Source organism: Bifidobacterium aquikefiri (genome assembly GCF_002259795.1).
GTDB classification, from domain to species: domain Bacteria; phylum Actinomycetota; class Actinomycetes; order Actinomycetales; family Bifidobacteriaceae; genus Bombiscardovia; species Bombiscardovia aquikefiri.
On record NZ_MWXA01000005.1, the window covers coordinates 218,002 to 233,956 of the forward strand.

Sequence of the window (15,955 nt, forward strand, 5' to 3'; positions counted from 1 at the left end):
GATGAAATGCCCACCAACAGAGGGTGGGTCGCGCGCGAAATGCGTAGCGTGTAGGATGAGCGTTCACATACTCTGAGGGATTGAGAGGTTGTACATGGCGAGCATTGTTCTCGGGATTGCTGATCCGACACGATTGTTTGGGGAGAACGTTCAGGATTCAACGAAGCCGCTGGTTACGATTGTTGGCGCGCATGAGCGCGTGGTAAGTCCTTTTGACTATGCGGTGACGCGCGGCGATGGAATTTTTGAGGCGACCACAGTGTGGCGCGGAACGGCGATTTCCTTGCAGGCCCATCTGCGTAGACTTGCACATTCTGCTGCTTTGATGGAATTACCGAAACCGAATATTGTCGAGTTTTCTCGAGCGGTTGATGAGGTGATCTCCCACTATGATGATCCTGAACCTGGTCCAATTCTACGCATTCTGATCTCGCGCGGCTTGGATGCGGACACAGGTGTTGGTCGTGCCGGCAATGGTCTGCCCCATGTCTGGATGTTTCTTGATGCCCAGGGAGCGTTGCATGAAACCGATCCAATCACATTGACCGCCCTGAACCGTGGATATTCCTCTGACATCACCTTACGTGCCCCCTGGCTTCTCAATGGCGCAAAGACTCTGAGCTATGCAGTCAATATGGCGATGCACCGGGAATGTGCCCGGCGCCATGTCGATGATGCCGTGACGGTTACCGAGGATGGCTTTGTTTTGGAATGCCCAAATTCTTCAATCGTTGCCCAGTATGGCAATCGTCTTGTAACGCCGAATCCGAATATCGGCATTCTTCATGGGACCAGCCAGCGTGAACTGTTTTCATTCAATCAGCAGGAAGGTGGAAGCTGGGAATATGCGAAACTCCCCTATGCCCGTTTGCAGGAGGCGGATCATATTTTCATGACCCACGGAGGCTGGGTCATACCAGTATCCAGCATTGATGATCGCACATATTCCGTTGACCCCGGGTTCGTCCAGAATGCGAATGATGCAATCCATTCTGGGCGTACAGAGGCTGAGGCGCTGCGCATAAACCCAAACCATTGATATTTTCTCTGTAAAATGGCAGATCACACAGAATTCAACCCTGAATTCGCTAGCATGAACCGCTAATTTATTATTTTGTTGCCTATGTTCCGGAAAATCATCGATTTTGGGTTTTCCACGACCGTAGTTTCAACGTTTTTGAGCCATGATTGAAAACATAGGCAACAAAATAAATCTCTTCGCTGAAAAAGCGGAAAAATAATGCAAAAATGGAGTGCTTGCGGAGCCTATGACCTCACTAAGCTCAGAAAACACCCCATTGATGAAACTGCGTATAGTTTACTCGGCCAGACCGGACTCCTTCAGAGCAGCGAAACCGCCCTTCAGATCGTCGAAGATGTCATCGATGTTTTCCGTGCCAATAGACAGACGAATCGTTCCGGCATGGATGCCCTGATCCTCCAGTTCCTCGGGAGTCTCCTGCGAGTGTGTGGTGGATGCAGGGTGAATGACGAGCGACTTGACATCAGCCACGTTCGCGAGCAGCGAGAAGAGGTGCAGATTGTCAATGAAGACACGCGCCGCATCCTTGCCTCCCTTCACGTCGAAGGTGAAGATCGAGCCGGCGCCCTTGGGGAAATAGCGCTGATAGAGTTCATGGTCGCGCCGTCCAGGAATCGAGGGATGTCGTACCGCCTCGACTTCAGGAACGGTCTGCAGATATTCAACGACCTTCAACGCATTTTCAACATGACGTTCGACGCGAAGCGACAGGGTCTCTGTGCCTTGCAGCAGCAGGAACGCAGCGAATGGAGACAAGGTCGAACCGGTGTCACGCAGCAGAATCGCACGAATGCGCGTCACGTAGGCTGCAGGGCCAAGCGCCTCGAAGAAGTTCAGTCCGTGATAGCTCGGGTCGGCCTCGGTCAGCGTCGGGAACTTGCCGGGAACTTCGTTCCAGTTGAACGTGCCGCCCTCGACGACCACACCGCCAAGTGTGGTTCCGTGCCCGCCGATGAACTTCGTCGCCGACTCGACGACGACATCCGCTCCATGCTCGAGTGGGCGGAACAGGTATGGCGTCGCAAAGGTGTTGTCGACGATCACAGGAAGATGATGCTTGTGTGCGATGGCGCTGATCGCTTCAAAATCAGGCAGGTCGGCGTTCGGATTGCCAAAGGTCTCGAAATATACGAGCTTCGTGTTGTCTTGAATCGCATTCTCGAAATTCTGAGGGTCTTCGGGGTCAACGAAGGTCGTTGAGATGCCGTCGCGAATCAGCGTGTGCTTGAACAGGTTGAAGGTGCCACCATAGATGTTCTTGCTGGATACGATATGGTCGCCGGACTGCGTGATGTTGCGAACCGAATATTCGACCGCAGCTGCACCCGATGCCACGGCGAGACCTGCCGTGCCGCCTTCAAGCGCTGTGATTCTGTCCTCGAACACTCCTTGAGTGGAGTTCGTCAGACGACCGTAGATGTTGCCTGGATCCTGAAGTCCAAAGCGAGCCTCGGCGTGGTCGAAATTATGGAAGACATAGCTTGTCGTTGCATAGATCGGGACTGCGCGTGAATCGGTCGCCGGGTCTGCCTCTTCCTGTCCAACGTGAAGTTGGAGTGTCTCAAAACGGTACTTCTTATCTGCCATTGCTGCTCCTTGCATGGTTTCAATACATACTCACATATTCAATATCGACAACCATCACTGGAAGTCGTGTCAAATGTGAGATTATGTGGTTGCAAAGCCAAGCGCAAGCCAGAAACGCGTATCGGTTATTGCAATTCTTTATAACGTATGGAAGTTTCGCTCAGCACAAGGGTTAACGCCCTTCCCTTACACCAACACCAGAGAAACATGAAAGCACACAAACTGCGCTATTGTTGCTGTGTGAAGGCGGATACTTAAACAGATCCTACTCACAAGCAACAAGGATACAAAGATACCGATGACTAACGATGTAACTCTTTTTAATCGCGACCCGAAATACATTCCACGCGTCGCGGCTGTACACGACATGTGTGGCTATGGCAAATGCTCACTGACCGCTGCCATTCCGATTCTTTCTGCCGCAGGATGCGACGTTTGCCCAGTACCAACAGCTTTGTTCAGCGCCCACACCATGTACAAAGACTTCACTTTCCATGACACGACTGACATACTGCCGGGCTATCTGGATGCATGGCGAAAGGAAGATGTCGAGCTCGATGCCGTATACAGCGGGTTTCTCGGAAGCGCGGACCAGGTAAGTATCATTCAGCGTCTCTACACTGAATACCCACAGTCCCTACGCCTTGTTGATCCGGTGATGGGCGATGCGGGCAAGATGTATCCTACCTATACCAAAGAGCTGTGCGATGCTATGGGAAGGCTTGCCAACGGTGCTGACATTCTGATGCCGAATCTCACTGAAGCCAGCATTCTGACCGGTCGTGACTACCCCGGTCAGAATATCGGGGATAGGGAAGTCACCTCATGGGTGCAGGCTTTGCTTGATCTTGGCGCAAAGAACGTTGTGCTGAAAGGCATCGACAGAAATGATGGTTCAATTCGTAACTATGTGGCATCCGCCAGACTCGGCGATGCCAGCCATATGGTCGAGCTTGAACACGAGAAACTGCCATTCATGATTCACGGAACAGGAGACGCTTTCGCATCCTCACTCTGTGGCGCAATCATGGCAGGGAAGAATCTCGCCGAAAGCGCTCGCATTGCCGGTGAATTCGTTCGTTCGGCAATGATAAGCACACGCAATCAGCCGCATTACCAAGAACGTGGCGTCAGCTTTGAACTTAATCTCGCCGAATTGACATCATTGGTTCAGTAATGCATTGGGGGCAACGGAAAGTCGTTGACCTTGCCCACTTGTTTTCACCACCCATGTCGCGCATGCATTGGATTCTCGCTGAAATTATGCTGAGAATCATGCATGCGCAGACATGGGTTCTTTGTATTGTGACTCCCCTGCAGATTAGCCAAGCCAAGAATGTGGATATTGTATGGAATACTCCGAATGCATCCACCATCATATTGCGCGAATCCACATTCGACCACATTCACAAGATTCATTCTCTACAAACATCTTTCACATGGTCAACTGGGATGCATGAACATACAACTTGCAGAAAGCACACACCTGACTTCAAGTCCTTCGCCGGATGAATTGCTGGAACCGGGCTTGAGTCCAAGATCTCTGGGAATTCTCGGAGAAAGTTACGCCGAGCATTGGTTGACCTGCCGAAGCTGGCGTATTCTCGGCAGGAACTGGCACTCACGATATGGAGAGCTCGACATAATCGCCCTCGACACCGATGGAGTGATTGTCTTTGTGGAGGTGAAAACACGCCGTAACCGAAGGTTCGGCAATCCTCAGGAGGCCGTCGAGTATAAAAAACAACGAAGTCTTCGACGTGCAGGATCACAATGGCTTTTCGACAAATCGCACCGCATTATTCATACTGGCGTGCGCTTTGACGTGATTGCAATCTCAGTGCTTGGCAAAACCGTGTATGTGAATCATGTTCGGAACGCATTCGCATGAGAATCGGAACTTCACTCTCCATTGGCTTGGTCGGCTTGAAGGCATGCCCCATAGCGATTCAATCGTTTATCTCGCCTGGACTACCCTACTTTTCCATCATCGGTTTGCCAGACACCTCAGTTTCCGAAGCACGCGAACGGGTGAAATCAGCCTGTTCATCAGTCGGATTTTCATGGCCTGAGACACGAATCACCGTCAACCTATCTCCCGCATCCATACCAAAGAAAGGATCGTCATATGATTTGGCAATTGCTCTGAGCATCTTGTCTGCCGGCTCATTCATTCCACCTGAAGCCGTTGAAGACGAACTTGCTATCGGAGAATTGAACCTCGATGGCAGCGTGCTCCATGTCAATGGTGTGCTGCCCATGATATTGCATGCCAAGGCTCGAGGCATTCGCAAGGTGTTCGTTCCATATACCAATGAAGCCGAGGCTTCCATAGTTCCAAACATGGAAATAACTGGTGTCAGGCATCTTGGTGAACTTGTTGAGATGCGAGGCGGTAAAGCGATATATCGCGTACAGAATCAACCAAGAACGACACCGTTTGGCTCCGAGAGAGTATTGGCGGGTGAGTCTCGTGATTCATCCAACACATCCGATTCAGCGACATTGCCCGATCACTCATCGCATGATTATACGAAGCTTGACATGAGCCAGGTCCTTGGTCAGGAGCAGGCAAAATGGGCATTGACCGTTGCCGCGGCAGGTGGCCATCACATGATCATGACAGGACCCCCGGGTTCAGGCAAGAGCATGCTGGCTTCACGCCTGCCAACAATACTTCCTCCACTCAGCGAGGATGAACAGCTGGAAGTGGCATCGATACGTTCCCTCTGTGGAAATCTTCATCAGTTTGGAATAACAGACATTCCACCTTTCGTTGCACCACATCACACGGCTTCAACCGCTTCACTGGTTGGTGGCGGCAGTGGCATTGCCTTGCCTGGTGCCATAACGAGAGCTCACCGGGGTGTGCTGTTCATGGATGAAGCGCCTGAATTCTCTCCGCGCACCTTACAGACATTACGAGAGCCGTTGGAAACTGGCTTGATTGCACTGTCCCGCGCCAAAGGCACAGCATTCTTTCCAGCCAGATTTCAGCTGATCATGGCAGCGAACCCCTGCCCTTGTGGTTTTGACTTTGGCAATGGTGAACGCTGCACATGCTCGGTGAAAGAGCGAACGCGATATTGGAATCGCCTATCGGGGCCAATTTTGGACCGAATCGATATACAGTCACAAATTTGCGAAGTATCGGAGATGATTGAATTGCCATCTTCCACCGTGTCTTCCAGTGAAACCATACGCAATGTAGTGCTGACAGCTCGGAATTGTGCGAAGGAGCGCTTCCACAGCTTTGGTTGGAATTGCAATGCCGATGCGAGCGGCGAATGGTTGCGAAAGCATACATCAAAGAGGGCACTTTCCGTGGTCAACACGGTATTGGGTAAGGGCGGACTAAGCATGCGCGGTGCTGATCGATCGATTCGTTTATGTTGGACACTCGCAGATCTGAATGGCCACACCAGTCCGAATATGTCCGATATCGAGTCAAGCATTCAACTCAGAACGAGGCTCTCATGAACAACTCAACGAAGAGTGACTCCTCCCCATCGCCAGACGAAATTCCCAGAGCAACTGTTGGAGCGAGCGTAGCAAAGGAAGGCAGCATGGAACAAAGCAATGAAGGCGTAAGCACCGTTGCTGAACACCCTGTTCATGAAAACGCCACTGACGAAAGCACGATCGGCGAAGACACAGTAGCTAGGGCACTGCTCTCGTATTGCTGCGATGGACCTGACCCAGTCATGCATGCACTGCTGTTGGGTGGCATACAGGCGATCGTCCTGTGGTCACTCTTGGCCGAGTATGGCGCACGAGTAGTACAGAGCAATCACACATCTCACTCCTTGCCGAGAACAATACATCATGCATTCATCAAGGGAATGGAAATGAAGAATCAATGTCAGACCAAGCCTTCCGTACAGCGTCTCTACGATGCCCTCGTTCGCTGGGAAAGTCGCAAAGAGATGCTCGGATTTGATGCCACTCTCGATTTACAATCCGACACAGTTCAGGATTGGGTGACGGCTCAGCACTCTATGTGGGTCATTGCTCCAGGTCATCCCAGTTGGCCTTATCAGCTGCATGACTTGCCCAACACCATTGGATGGTCTTCTCCAATGTGCCTGTGGGGACAAGGTTCAACGGAAGCAATGACTCGTTGCGCTCATCCGGTTGCCATTGTAGGTTCACGTCAGATCGATGACTATGGCCGACACATGGCGATGCAGGTCGGAAGACTGGTCTCTTCCCTTGGACATACCGTCATATCTGGCGGAGCTCTTGGTGCCGATGCCTTCGCCCACTGGGGTGCCGTTCAATATCAGGAATCGAATGAATCCTTCAGTGGATCCGAGATTGAACCTGGGAGTACCATTGCCGTGTTCGCAGGAGGACTGAATCATATTGGACCCTCATCCAATCAACGTCTGTTCGAGCGTATCAAGGCAAATCACGGCGCTCTGATCAGTGAACTTAGTCCCGACTCAATTCCTGAGGCACGAAGATTTCTGCTGCGGAATAGAATCATTGCGGCGATGTCGCAGCAGATAATCGTTACCCAGGCCAGAACGAGGTCAGGAGCCCTGAACACTGCAAATTGGGGAGCGAACCTTTTACGTGAGGTATATGCCATTCCAGGAGATATTGAACACCCAAACAATGCTGGCTGTAACGCACTCATTCGTGATGCCAAGGCAAGCATAGTGACCTCGATGGAAGACATAGCCCAGATCTGTCCTAAACCCCATATGTCTACAACAGTTGCAGAAACAGAGTCCTTGGAAGCATCAACGCTACATTCAATCGAATCACGCAGCAGTAAGGGCATTGATCGCGCTCAAGCTTCCTTGACTGGCAGTCTCGCAAAGAAGGGAACCACAGACAAGAAAGCAAGAAGCGCGAGAGTGGTCCCGAGCCATTCGCGCAGGGACTCATCAGAAGCTTCTGATCGAAAGCTACTGGCCAAAACGAATCCGATGCCCTCAACATTGAACGAGGAACAACGGCACGTGTTGGACTTCATCCGGTGCCATATGCTTGAATCGAAAGTTGCTACGGCAGATAACCTACTCAATCAGCTCAATTCAAGAGGACGTGCTGTCAGACTCACGCCAGCAGACATTGCAAGAATCCTTGGATCACTGGAAATTGTGGGACTCATTGAGCAAAACATTTCAGGAAGCCTGAGAATCAGAGATGCATAGATAACGCCCGCTTGCGGGATATTCACAGGTCATGGATCCAAGCCAGAGTCACTATGCCTTCCACTGGCAGCGAGCCAAATCAACCAACCAGCCATCCGCGCCCGCAGGCTTTGACTCGTTATCCTTGGGAGGAATAAAGCTAATCCCCTCGGCTTCCAACAGCTCCCGCTGCCTTTCTGGCCCACCAAAGGCGAAGCCGGGAGCGAGAGATCCGTCACGAAAAACCACACGATGGCAAGGTATGATCCCTGGCTTCGGATTGCTGTGTAGAGCGTAGCCAACGACTCTTGCATTACGAGGATTACCCGCCAAGGCAGCTATCTGGCCATACGTGGCAACCGAACCTCGCGGAATTCGACACACCTGCTCATAGACTCGCTCAGAAAAATTCAACTCTGTCATGCATTCATTCTGAGCTCACTAATCGACAAGAAGCCTGCAGCGCAAGTCGATATCCGTCAGTGAATCCGCTTGAAATTCCGCCATGAACGCTACAGTGGTGACTTATGAATAAGACATCATATACGAATCTCGCCAAAGCATGGGAATTTGCCGAGGACGTTGCTTTTTCGCAACAGGATTCCATACTTGTTGAGGCCCGGAAAGATGCCGAGCAGGCCGGCTTTCCACAAGGTTCAGCCACTCAGGCTCGTTTTTTAAAATTGCTCGTACAACTGACAGGCTCATCTTCGATCATCGTTGCGGGTACTGGTGCCGTGGTGGAAAGCTGTGAGCTTGTTTCCGGTCTCAATGGTTCAGGCCTGTTGACGGAGGTTGATTCATCGCTGCAGGGTGGCAAACTCATCAAGAAAATCTTCAATGCACTTGATGAAGTTACCGATACCACACTGCGAGCGGTGAATGCCCCGGCTGAGATTTTCCTTCCGAGACTGAACGCGGACGACTACGATCTCATTGTCGTCAATGGTGACATCGGCAACTATGAGGCAAGTCTGAAAGAAGCTCCAAGATTGCTGAAACCCCAAGGCTTGCTCATTTTCACTGACATGTTTGGATTCTCAGCTGACAATTCCAACGGAGGTATGCTCAACCCTGTCGATCGTTCCGAGCGAACCGTGCGTTTGCGCGAGCTGCTTGATTCCATCAACCACAATGAATCCCTGGATCAGACGTTGCTCCCGATAGGTACAGGGCTGCTCATCATCACCCTCAACCAACGATGATCGTCAGCAAACGTCCAGACATTGCACGAGCAGCATGTGAATCTTTCAGTGTCGAGGCCTTACGGCACTTGTAGCAACTTTTACAGCCTCGTCAGTGTCGTCGGTCATCACCACCAGATCTGGATCGAGATTGGAAATCATTCCTCGATCCTTCAATGTGGTCGTCACCCACTCGAACAAACCTTTCCAATATTCAGTGTCGAAGAGGACAACGGGAATCGTCGTCACTTTATGTGTCTGCACCAGAGTGAGCAATTCAAACATTTCGTCAAGCGTGCCGAATCCGCCAGGGCAGATAATAACGCCCGATGAGTATTTGACAAACATGGTTTTGCGAACGAAGAAGTAGCGGAAACTCATACCAAGGTTGATCCATTCATTCAAACCCTGTTCATGCGGAAGCTCTATCCCAAGTCCTATCGAAGTTCCCCCGACAGTGGATGCACCTTTGTTGGCTGCCTCCATTACTCCAGGACCACCACCGGTGATCACTGCAAGACCTCGCTTCGCAACTTCCGCACCCATCGTTTCAGCCGCCTTATATGCAGGATCAGTTTTTGGTGTGCGCGCAGAACCAAAAATGGAAACAGCTGGACCGATTTCAGCCAATGCACCAAATCCATCAACGAATTCGGCCTGGATCCTGAGGACTCGCCAAGGATCCATGTGTAGCCAGTCTGTGGAAAAACCAGGTGCGAGAAGATTCCCAGTCGTGTTATCCTTCGGAATCATCGGCCCGCGCATCATAACAGGACCACGATAGTACGTTTCACCAAGCACAGAGGGGTTCAAATCACCACCAGAGTCATTGGATTGGGATTCTTGCTTCGTCGATGCTTCGTTGTTTTGCATTTTTCCTGAATTACTGACTTTTTTCACCATACCGGACCCTTCACCATGTAGAAACGAGCCTTACCACAGCAATCCTATCGTCAATGAAGACGATTGTGCTCAGAAAACAACCTAGCTCATAGCCAAGGGGCTGAGTGTACTACTTTGCGAGCTCCAAGGATCGTGGCACGTAATCGCACGGTTATGCCCGAAGCACCGACTGTTCAGCGTCTTGCAACGGCAGTGGCAATACGTTCCATGGCCTCGGTGAGGAACGATGCCGGGCATGCCATATTCACGCGCTCGAATCCACTCCCCGAATTGCCAAACAAAATACCTTCATCCATAAAGACTCTTGCCTTCGTCCGCATGAAGTTCTTCAATTCTTCATTGTTCATACCCAGACCATTGCAATCGAGCCACGCGAGATAGGTTCCTTCCGGCTCAATCAATGAAATATCATGCTGTGAGTTGGCAAAATCTCTGACAATGTTCAGATTTTTTGCCAAATACTTTCGCAAATCATCCAACCATTGCTCTCCGTGCTCATACGCAGCCTGACAAGCCACATATCCGAAGTGATTGACAGTGAGTCCTCCAACATTTGCAACCGCAATGTCGAAGTCCCGTTTCAGTGCAGAATTCTTGATGATGACATTCGAACAGGCAAGGCCTGCCAAATTGAAGGTCTTTGTCGGAGCGGTAAATTCCATGCAATGCTGTGCAACTTCATCACTCAAGTTTGACATCATCGTGACTTCATGACCTTGATAGGTAAAATCGGCATGAATCTCATCAGCAAGAATGGTGACACCATTTCTCAAACAAATATCGGCGAGCTTCGTCAGCTCGTCCTTGGTCCACACACGGCCCACGGGATTATGCGGATTGCAGACGAGCATCGCCTTGCAGCGAGGATCTGCGGCCTTGCTTTCAAGATCTTCGAAGTCCATCGAATAGTATCCGCTTGAATCGCGAACCAGTTCATTATCGAGAATGGTTAACCCTGTATGTTCAGCAGCATAGGTGAAAGGATAATACACCGGACGTTGCAGAATGACCTTGTCTCCGGGGCGTGTAGTTGCTCGAAGTGCCGCGAGCACAGCGGGCATTACCGCTGCGGTGGTAGTGACATATTCAGGCTTGACTTCAAGATGGTGGTGTCTGCTCATCCATGAGCCAAGCGCATCATAATATTCGGTGGGAATATGGTCATAGCCGAGAATGTCATGCTTGGCAGAGTCTACAATCGCGTCAGTTACCGCGGGGCAGGTAGGAAATTCCATGTCTGCAATCGACAAAGCCAAAACATCCTCGCAGCCATCACCCATCTCATCCTGTATGATTTGCCATTTTTCGGATGTATCCTTGCGGCGATCCACCAACGTATCAAAATCAACCATAGTAGTTATCTCATGCCCCTTTTTGAATCTCAGACTTACGACCCCGGGAGAACCGCAGTCTGGGTATGAACCCACATATCCTACATCTAAATGATAACAATTTTCATACCATAACTGTGGAGTGAGACGACATGCCGCGAGACACACTAGTTTGCCAAAAATAGAATCCCGGGTTATCCTAATTGAGTTGCCTAAATCAAGTGATTCAAGCAATATGCGCCAGTAGCCCAATGGATTAGAGCAGCTGACTACGGATCAGCAGGTTGCAGGTTCGAATCCTGTCTGGCGCACAAGCTCAAACCCCTCCGCCGTAAGGCTTGGAGGGGTTTGTTTCTTCTCGATCCCCACAAATTTACAGTCCCATTGCCGGGTTATATAGGCAAAAAAGTATGTCCAATCGTTACCCGCTGACTGCTGCGCATGTGGGCTATAGGCACGAAGTGTGTGTGAAACAGGCCGTGAGACGTTCTCCTGACTAGGGGTTTGGACTGATTGATAATCCTGTTTGACCTTGGGGAGGCATGAAAGCAACCCTGTGCCCGTATTGCGGCACCATCATGCATCGCAACATAACCACGAGAGCAGGAACAACCCGATGTCGATGCCCGCCATCCCCACCTCTCTTGTCACCCCTACCTCTCTTGTCATCTCGACCGAATCCGCCTCCCCTGTCATCCCAACCGAATCCGCCTCTCTTGTCATCTCGAACGAGCGCAGCGAGTCGAGAGATCTCACCCTTGCAAGCATCAACAGCCAAGATCCCTCGACTCGCTCCGCTCGCTCGGGATGACAATGGTGTTGTCGTTCATACGGCCGACTCGCTGCGCTCGCTCGGGATGACGATGGAACATACAGCTTTGTCAAGTTCATACGACCGACCCGCTGCGCTCGCTCGGGATGACAGGAGAGGAGCATGACATCGACTGGAACGAATTACACGCCAGCACGCCAACAAAGGCATAAACCCACACTTCAGTGCCGATAACCCGCGCATGTTGCGTAGGTTGTGCTTTGGAAGTCGTTTCTCGAGCAAACTCAAGTGAAAACTGACTGCAAAAGCACAACCTATGCACCATGCGCACCATGCGTTCGCCTATCCCGTTATGCAAGACATTGCGTCTCACATCACGGGATAGGCATGCTTTCAATCCCCAGTATGGTGCAGTATCATAAAAATTAAAATCGCGGCTACGCATTCAACCATATGCTGTTTGGCAAGGGGACACCATGAAAATCGCAATCATCTTGGGCAGCACCAGACCTACCCGCATCAGTCCAACACTGGGGACATGGATCGCCGATGCTTTGAGAGGTCATGGCCTCGATGTCGAAATCATCGATTTGATACAGGTTGATTTACCATTCCTCAACGAACCCGAACAGCCGTCACTGCACCTCTACCGCAATGAAAGCACGAAACGCTGGAGTGAAATCGTTTCTCAATATGACGGTTTTATTCTCCTGTCTGCCCAGTACAACTGGGGTTATCCTGGAGTACTGAAAAACGCGCTTGATACCCTCTATGACGAATGGCGTGGAAAGCCCGTTTCGGTCGTCACATATGGTGGCCATGGAGGATTCCAAGCCGCCCTCGCCTTGGGATTGGTATTACGAGGATTACGCATGCGTACTCTTGCCACAAACCCTCAAATCACTATCCATGACGATATCGATCGTGACGCTGAGGGCAAGCTCACCGATGTTGACCGTATGATGAAGCCCTACGAAACGGCTTTTGCCAACGTTGCACAGGAATTTTTGACCCTCCAATCCTAAAAACACAGGATGTCATGCACAGCATTCGACACACAGGATGCGTGTACACAGGCAGAATCTCATGTATTTGAGAGGTACTATCGCGCCTTCATTATTCTTACACCGCAGCCACCACAATCACAACAAGCCCTGATATCCTCCCGCAGCCCATCGCTCATGCCACACAGCGTTATCATTCGGCATGAATGCCGATTCTTTCGATATGCGATTAACAACTTCGCAACCCATTAACCTAAGATAAGCCCGGATTGAGTCCACTGCTCCATGCTGGCTGCGGCGGCTCCTTTTGCCCAGAAGGAGAACTGCATCTCTTGCAGTTTCACTTCGACGGGTGGACTGTTCCAATGCCTGTATTGTGTCAGCAAACGACGAAAGTTATCTTCAAAAACTTCAAGAAGACGCACACCATCGCCCGAAACGATGACTGCATCGGGATCGATGAAAGCAATCGCAGAACGAACCAGCCTGGCTACAGCTTTCACAGCATCATCGGCTATCATGGTCTCCGGCTGAGAACCAGATGCAGCCCGGCCAATAAAGGTGTCATAATCTTCGTCAATGCCGTGGTTTTCACGCAAATTTTGCAAAATACAGGTGCTTGATGCATACGCACGAGCACAACCGACATGTCCACTCTCACATCGTGGACCAGTGGCTGTGATCTGCTGATGGCCTATCATTCCAGCTGAACCATGTTCACCTGATACGACAGCACCGCCTTGCACCATGCAGGCGCCCAATCCACTTCCAATGCAGAGCAGCACGAAACTGTTGCACCCGCGCCCAGCACCCCACCAAGCTTCAGCCTGAGCAAACGCGTTCACGTCATTGCTGACGGTTACGGGAATACCGAGGACTTCGTGCAGTTTGTCACCGAAATCAACATCGTTCCATTCCAGAATTCCGGAAGCAACAATTCTACTGTCTACAACGCGTCCGCCAACGCCTATCCCCACCCCTGAGATAGGACAGTGCTGCGTCAAGCGGCTGATCTGCAAAACCAGAATTGCAATTACGGCATCAACGGAATCGTCTGGAATCTGAACTTCGTCCTGATCCAAAACCTTTCCACTCAAATTCACAACAACGGCATATGAAGTGTCACCCGTTATTTTCACACCGACAAAAGCGGTGAAGTCAGGAACAATGGCAACCCTATAGGCTGGCTTGCCGATGGTGTAGTCGGCATTGAAGCCATCAAGAATCTGAATTGCACCCATCTGAAGCAAAGGAGTCAACAACCGTGTAGCAGTCGCCTGGCTCATCGACAGTTCGGATCCCAGCTGACCACGAGTCGCTGGCCCATTCACAATCAGGCGGTGCAGCATTCTCGCCGTTTTTGTCTTGGACACATCAATATTGTAACCATGTTGTTTTGCTGATGCTGGTGAGTTTTTCATAGCCTACTGTGTCCAGTCTGATGTCATATATCGATGGTCCGCATCACGCAAACTTGGTTTCAAGTTCATGCACGATCTCGGCATGTCTGCGTTCGGTAAGCGTTATCTTTACCGCGAAAATAATCGCAGCGACGATTACGAACACCATCGGAATATAGAGCATGAAGACCTTGAAGTGCAATATGCCGGATGCGGTGATATCTGCCGCTGTGGCAGCTCCGGTCATTCCTGCTCCAAGGGCAGCTATGCCGACGATTCCATTCGAGAATGCTCCCCCAAGCTTGTCGAGCAAGGGACGAATGGTCAAGGTCACCGACTCATTTCTGGTACCGTTGCGCAACTGCCCGTATTCAACGCAGTCAGAGATCGTCATCAATGTTGCCAGAAAGACCAAAGGCTGAGCAACATACAGCAGGCCAGTCGAAACCAACGTCAGTCCAACGTTATTCCCAGAGAAGTTGTAGAGGATATAGCCGATGACCATCACACCGATCGAACTTACATAAACCCATTTGCGTGTGATCAGATTCTGCAAGGTTGGAAACATCAGCACTGCAACGATACCCAACACTGCCTCGACCACACCTACCATCGAATACTCGTCAGGTTTATCCATCACATAGCGGAAGTAATACACAATCATCGAATTGGTAATGGCAAAACCAAGAGCAAAAAGGAAATACGAGCTCGCAAGCCACATCAACTGATCATTGCGTCCAAGAATCTGGAAGATATCCTTAAACGAAGTCTTCTTGACATTCTTGCGAATCGCACTCTTGCCTTCTTGCGTGCCCCAACATGTTAATAGTGCACCGATCAATGAAAGCGCTGAAATGAAGATAGCAAATCCGAGCCATCCTGCACGTGTCTGTGTGTCATCAGTGCTGCCGGTCAGCCAGCGTGAAATCCAAATATTGATCGGTACCAGAACGATTGCTGTACCTGTCGAACCTAGTGTGGAACCGAAACGAGCAACAGTTCCAATCTTCGTTCTATCCGAAGAGTTCAAACTGAGAGATGGCAGCAGACCCCAAAAAGCAACATCCAGAGCAGAATATGAAAAATCAGCGATAATAAACACAATCGCAAACAGAACCAGATACAGATTTGGATTCGACTCCGTCAAACCGAAGAAATTCGAGAAGATCATGATCAGGGTAATCGAACTGACGATTGCTCCGCCAAAAATCCATGGCTTGAACTTTCCCCATTTGGTCTTCGTATTGTCGATCATCGCACCTATCAATGGATCGAAGAAAATTTCAATCACCCGGATGATCACAATCATCGTCGTGATGAATCCGACCATCCAACCGTTGATTTGCTTGCCATCTGAACCTTCCAGCAATTGACTGGTAATGAAGGTAATGAAATAGGTTGTCAGTGCTGCATAGAACGCATCATGTCCGAAAGCGCCAAATGCATACGTTACCGATTGCTTCACTTTATTCATGTTCGCCACTTGATCTAGGCCGAAGTAGCAGCATCATGCATCCCTGCATAACCGCTGTTCACTCCAACTCAGTGCTGCTCCTTTTCAACGTCTGCGACACAACTTCATGCCGCC

14 protein-coding genes and 1 tRNA gene are annotated in these 15,955 nt (G+C 50.5%); 9 read left to right on the forward strand and 6 right to left on the reverse strand.

Annotated elements, in window-relative coordinates:
• Nucleotides 1–94 precede the first annotated feature (94 nt).
• Nucleotides 95–1,039, forward strand: coding sequence for an aminodeoxychorismate lyase (locus BAQU_RS04810; RefSeq protein WP_094693238.1), 945 nt, complete (start codon nucleotides 95–97; stop codon nucleotides 1,037–1,039).
• Nucleotides 1,040–1,318: 279 nt separating this feature from the next.
• On the opposite strand, the gene BAQU_RS04815 is transcribed toward BAQU_RS04810, so the two are convergent.
• Complete coding sequence (locus BAQU_RS04815) at nucleotides 1,319–2,629, reverse strand: O-acetylhomoserine aminocarboxypropyltransferase/cysteine synthase family protein (protein WP_094693240.1); 1,311 nt, start codon at nucleotides 2,627–2,629, stop codon at nucleotides 1,319–1,321.
• A 298-nt stretch (nucleotides 2,630–2,927) separates the two neighbouring features.
• Here BAQU_RS04815 and BAQU_RS04820 point away from each other — a divergent pair, with 298 nt between their 5' ends.
• The 4 genes from BAQU_RS04820 to BAQU_RS04835 all read left to right on the forward strand — a co-directional run bounded on the left by BAQU_RS04820 (nucleotide 2,928) and on the right by BAQU_RS04835 (nucleotide 7,794).
• Entirely contained in the window at nucleotides 2,928–3,806 is an 879-nt protein-coding gene (locus BAQU_RS04820; RefSeq protein WP_094693242.1) for a pyridoxamine kinase, read from the forward strand.
• Between the two features lie 279 nt (nucleotides 3,807–4,085).
• Nucleotides 4,086–4,520, forward strand: coding sequence for a YraN family protein (locus BAQU_RS04825; protein WP_094693952.1), 435 nt, complete (start codon nucleotides 4,086–4,088; stop codon nucleotides 4,518–4,520).
• The gene (locus tag BAQU_RS04830; RefSeq protein ID WP_094693244.1) at nucleotides 4,517–6,109 is read left to right on the forward strand and encodes a YifB family Mg chelatase-like AAA ATPase; all 1,593 of its coding nucleotides are present in this window, start codon (nucleotides 4,517–4,519) and stop codon (nucleotides 6,107–6,109) included. Before BAQU_RS04825 ends, BAQU_RS04830 begins: the two co-directional genes overlap by 4 nt.
• Nucleotides 6,110–6,195: 86 nt before the next feature.
• A complete protein-coding gene (locus BAQU_RS04835; protein ID WP_244568434.1) occupies nucleotides 6,196–7,794 on the forward strand; it encodes a DNA-processing protein DprA in 1,599 nt (532 codons plus the stop codon).
• Nucleotides 7,795–7,845: 51 nt separating this feature from the next.
• Here the strand turns inward: BAQU_RS04835 and BAQU_RS04840 are convergent, their stop codons facing one another.
• Nucleotides 7,846–8,196, reverse strand: coding sequence for an MGMT family protein (locus BAQU_RS04840; RefSeq protein WP_094693246.1), 351 nt, complete (start codon nucleotides 8,194–8,196; stop codon nucleotides 7,846–7,848).
• A 104-nt stretch (nucleotides 8,197–8,300) separates the two neighbouring features.
• Between BAQU_RS04840 and BAQU_RS04845 the strand changes: the two genes are divergently transcribed.
• Nucleotides 8,301–8,978, forward strand: coding sequence for an O-methyltransferase (locus BAQU_RS04845; protein WP_094693248.1), 678 nt, complete (start codon nucleotides 8,301–8,303; stop codon nucleotides 8,976–8,978).
• A 45-nt stretch (nucleotides 8,979–9,023) separates the two neighbouring features.
• Here the strand turns inward: BAQU_RS04845 and BAQU_RS04850 are convergent, their stop codons facing one another.
• Nucleotides 9,024–9,860 carry an LOG family protein gene (locus BAQU_RS04850; protein WP_094693250.1) on the reverse strand — a complete coding sequence of 279 codons (837 nt, stop codon included), beginning with the start codon at nucleotides 9,858–9,860 and terminating at the stop codon, nucleotides 9,024–9,026.
• 173 nt (nucleotides 9,861–10,033) lie between these two features.
• Nucleotides 10,034–11,212 carry a MalY/PatB family protein gene (locus BAQU_RS04855; protein WP_094693252.1) on the reverse strand — a complete coding sequence of 393 codons (1,179 nt, stop codon included), beginning with the start codon at nucleotides 11,210–11,212 and terminating at the stop codon, nucleotides 10,034–10,036.
• Nucleotides 11,213–11,428: 216 nt separating this feature from the next.
• Here BAQU_RS04855 and BAQU_RS04860 point away from each other — a divergent pair.
• From BAQU_RS04860 to BAQU_RS04870, 3 genes are all read left to right on the forward strand, one after another.
• Nucleotides 11,429–11,502 (forward strand) — tRNA-Arg (locus tag BAQU_RS04860).
• Between the two features lie 311 nt (nucleotides 11,503–11,813).
• Nucleotides 11,814–12,002, forward strand: coding sequence for a hypothetical protein (locus BAQU_RS10435; protein ID WP_158215645.1), 189 nt, complete (start codon nucleotides 11,814–11,816; stop codon nucleotides 12,000–12,002).
• 437 nt (nucleotides 12,003–12,439) lie between these two features.
• Nucleotides 12,440–12,988, forward strand: a complete 549-nt coding sequence (locus BAQU_RS04870; protein WP_094693256.1) for an NADPH-dependent FMN reductase — start codon at nucleotides 12,440–12,442, stop codon at nucleotides 12,986–12,988.
• Nucleotides 12,989–13,215: 227 nt separating this feature from the next.
• Here the strand turns inward: BAQU_RS04870 and BAQU_RS04875 are convergent, their stop codons facing one another.
• Both BAQU_RS04875 and BAQU_RS04880 read right to left on the reverse strand, forming a co-directional pair.
• The gene (locus BAQU_RS04875; protein WP_158215646.1) at nucleotides 13,216–14,340 is read right to left on the reverse strand and encodes an ROK family transcriptional regulator; all 1,125 of its coding nucleotides are present in this window, start codon (nucleotides 14,338–14,340) and stop codon (nucleotides 13,216–13,218) included.
• A 91-nt stretch (nucleotides 14,341–14,431) separates the two neighbouring features.
• Complete coding sequence (locus tag BAQU_RS04880) at nucleotides 14,432–15,841, reverse strand: glycoside-pentoside-hexuronide (GPH):cation symporter (RefSeq protein ID WP_094693956.1); 1,410 nt, start codon at nucleotides 15,839–15,841, stop codon at nucleotides 14,432–14,434.
• Nucleotides 15,842–15,955 lie beyond the last annotated feature (114 nt).

Bases quoted from the DNA above. Each gene is read 5' to 3' on its own strand.
- BAQU_RS04845 (WP_094693248.1), top strand. From the start codon at position 8,301: ATGAATAAGACATCATATACGAATCTCGCCAAAGCATGGGAATTTGCC.
- BAQU_RS04810 (WP_094693238.1), top strand. From the start codon at position 95: ATGGCGAGCATTGTTCTCGGGATTGCTGATCCGACACGATTGTTTGGG.
- BAQU_RS04850 (WP_094693250.1), bottom strand. From the start codon at position 9,860: ATGGTGAAAAAAGTCAGTAATTCAGGAAAAATGCAAAACAACGAAGCA.
- BAQU_RS10435 (WP_158215645.1), top strand. From the start codon at position 11,814: ATGCCCGCCATCCCCACCTCTCTTGTCACCCCTACCTCTCTTGTCATC.
- BAQU_RS04835 (WP_244568434.1), top strand. From the start codon at position 6,196: ATGGAACAAAGCAATGAAGGCGTAAGCACCGTTGCTGAACACCCTGTT.
- BAQU_RS04880 (WP_094693956.1), bottom strand. From the start codon at position 15,841: ATGAATAAAGTGAAGCAATCGGTAACGTATGCATTTGGCGCTTTCGGA.
- BAQU_RS04855 (WP_094693252.1), bottom strand. From the start codon at position 11,212: ATGGTTGATTTTGATACGTTGGTGGATCGCCGCAAGGATACATCCGAA.
- BAQU_RS04830 (WP_094693244.1), top strand. From the start codon at position 4,517: ATGAGAATCGGAACTTCACTCTCCATTGGCTTGGTCGGCTTGAAGGCA.
- BAQU_RS04825 (WP_094693952.1), top strand. From the start codon at position 4,086: ATGAACATACAACTTGCAGAAAGCACACACCTGACTTCAAGTCCTTCG.
- BAQU_RS04815 (WP_094693240.1), bottom strand. From the start codon at position 2,629: ATGGCAGATAAGAAGTACCGTTTTGAGACACTCCAACTTCACGTTGGA.
- BAQU_RS04840 (WP_094693246.1), bottom strand. From the start codon at position 8,196: ATGACAGAGTTGAATTTTTCTGAGCGAGTCTATGAGCAGGTGTGTCGA.
- BAQU_RS04870 (WP_094693256.1), top strand. From the start codon at position 12,440: ATGAAAATCGCAATCATCTTGGGCAGCACCAGACCTACCCGCATCAGT.
- BAQU_RS04820 (WP_094693242.1), top strand. From the start codon at position 2,928: ATGACTAACGATGTAACTCTTTTTAATCGCGACCCGAAATACATTCCA.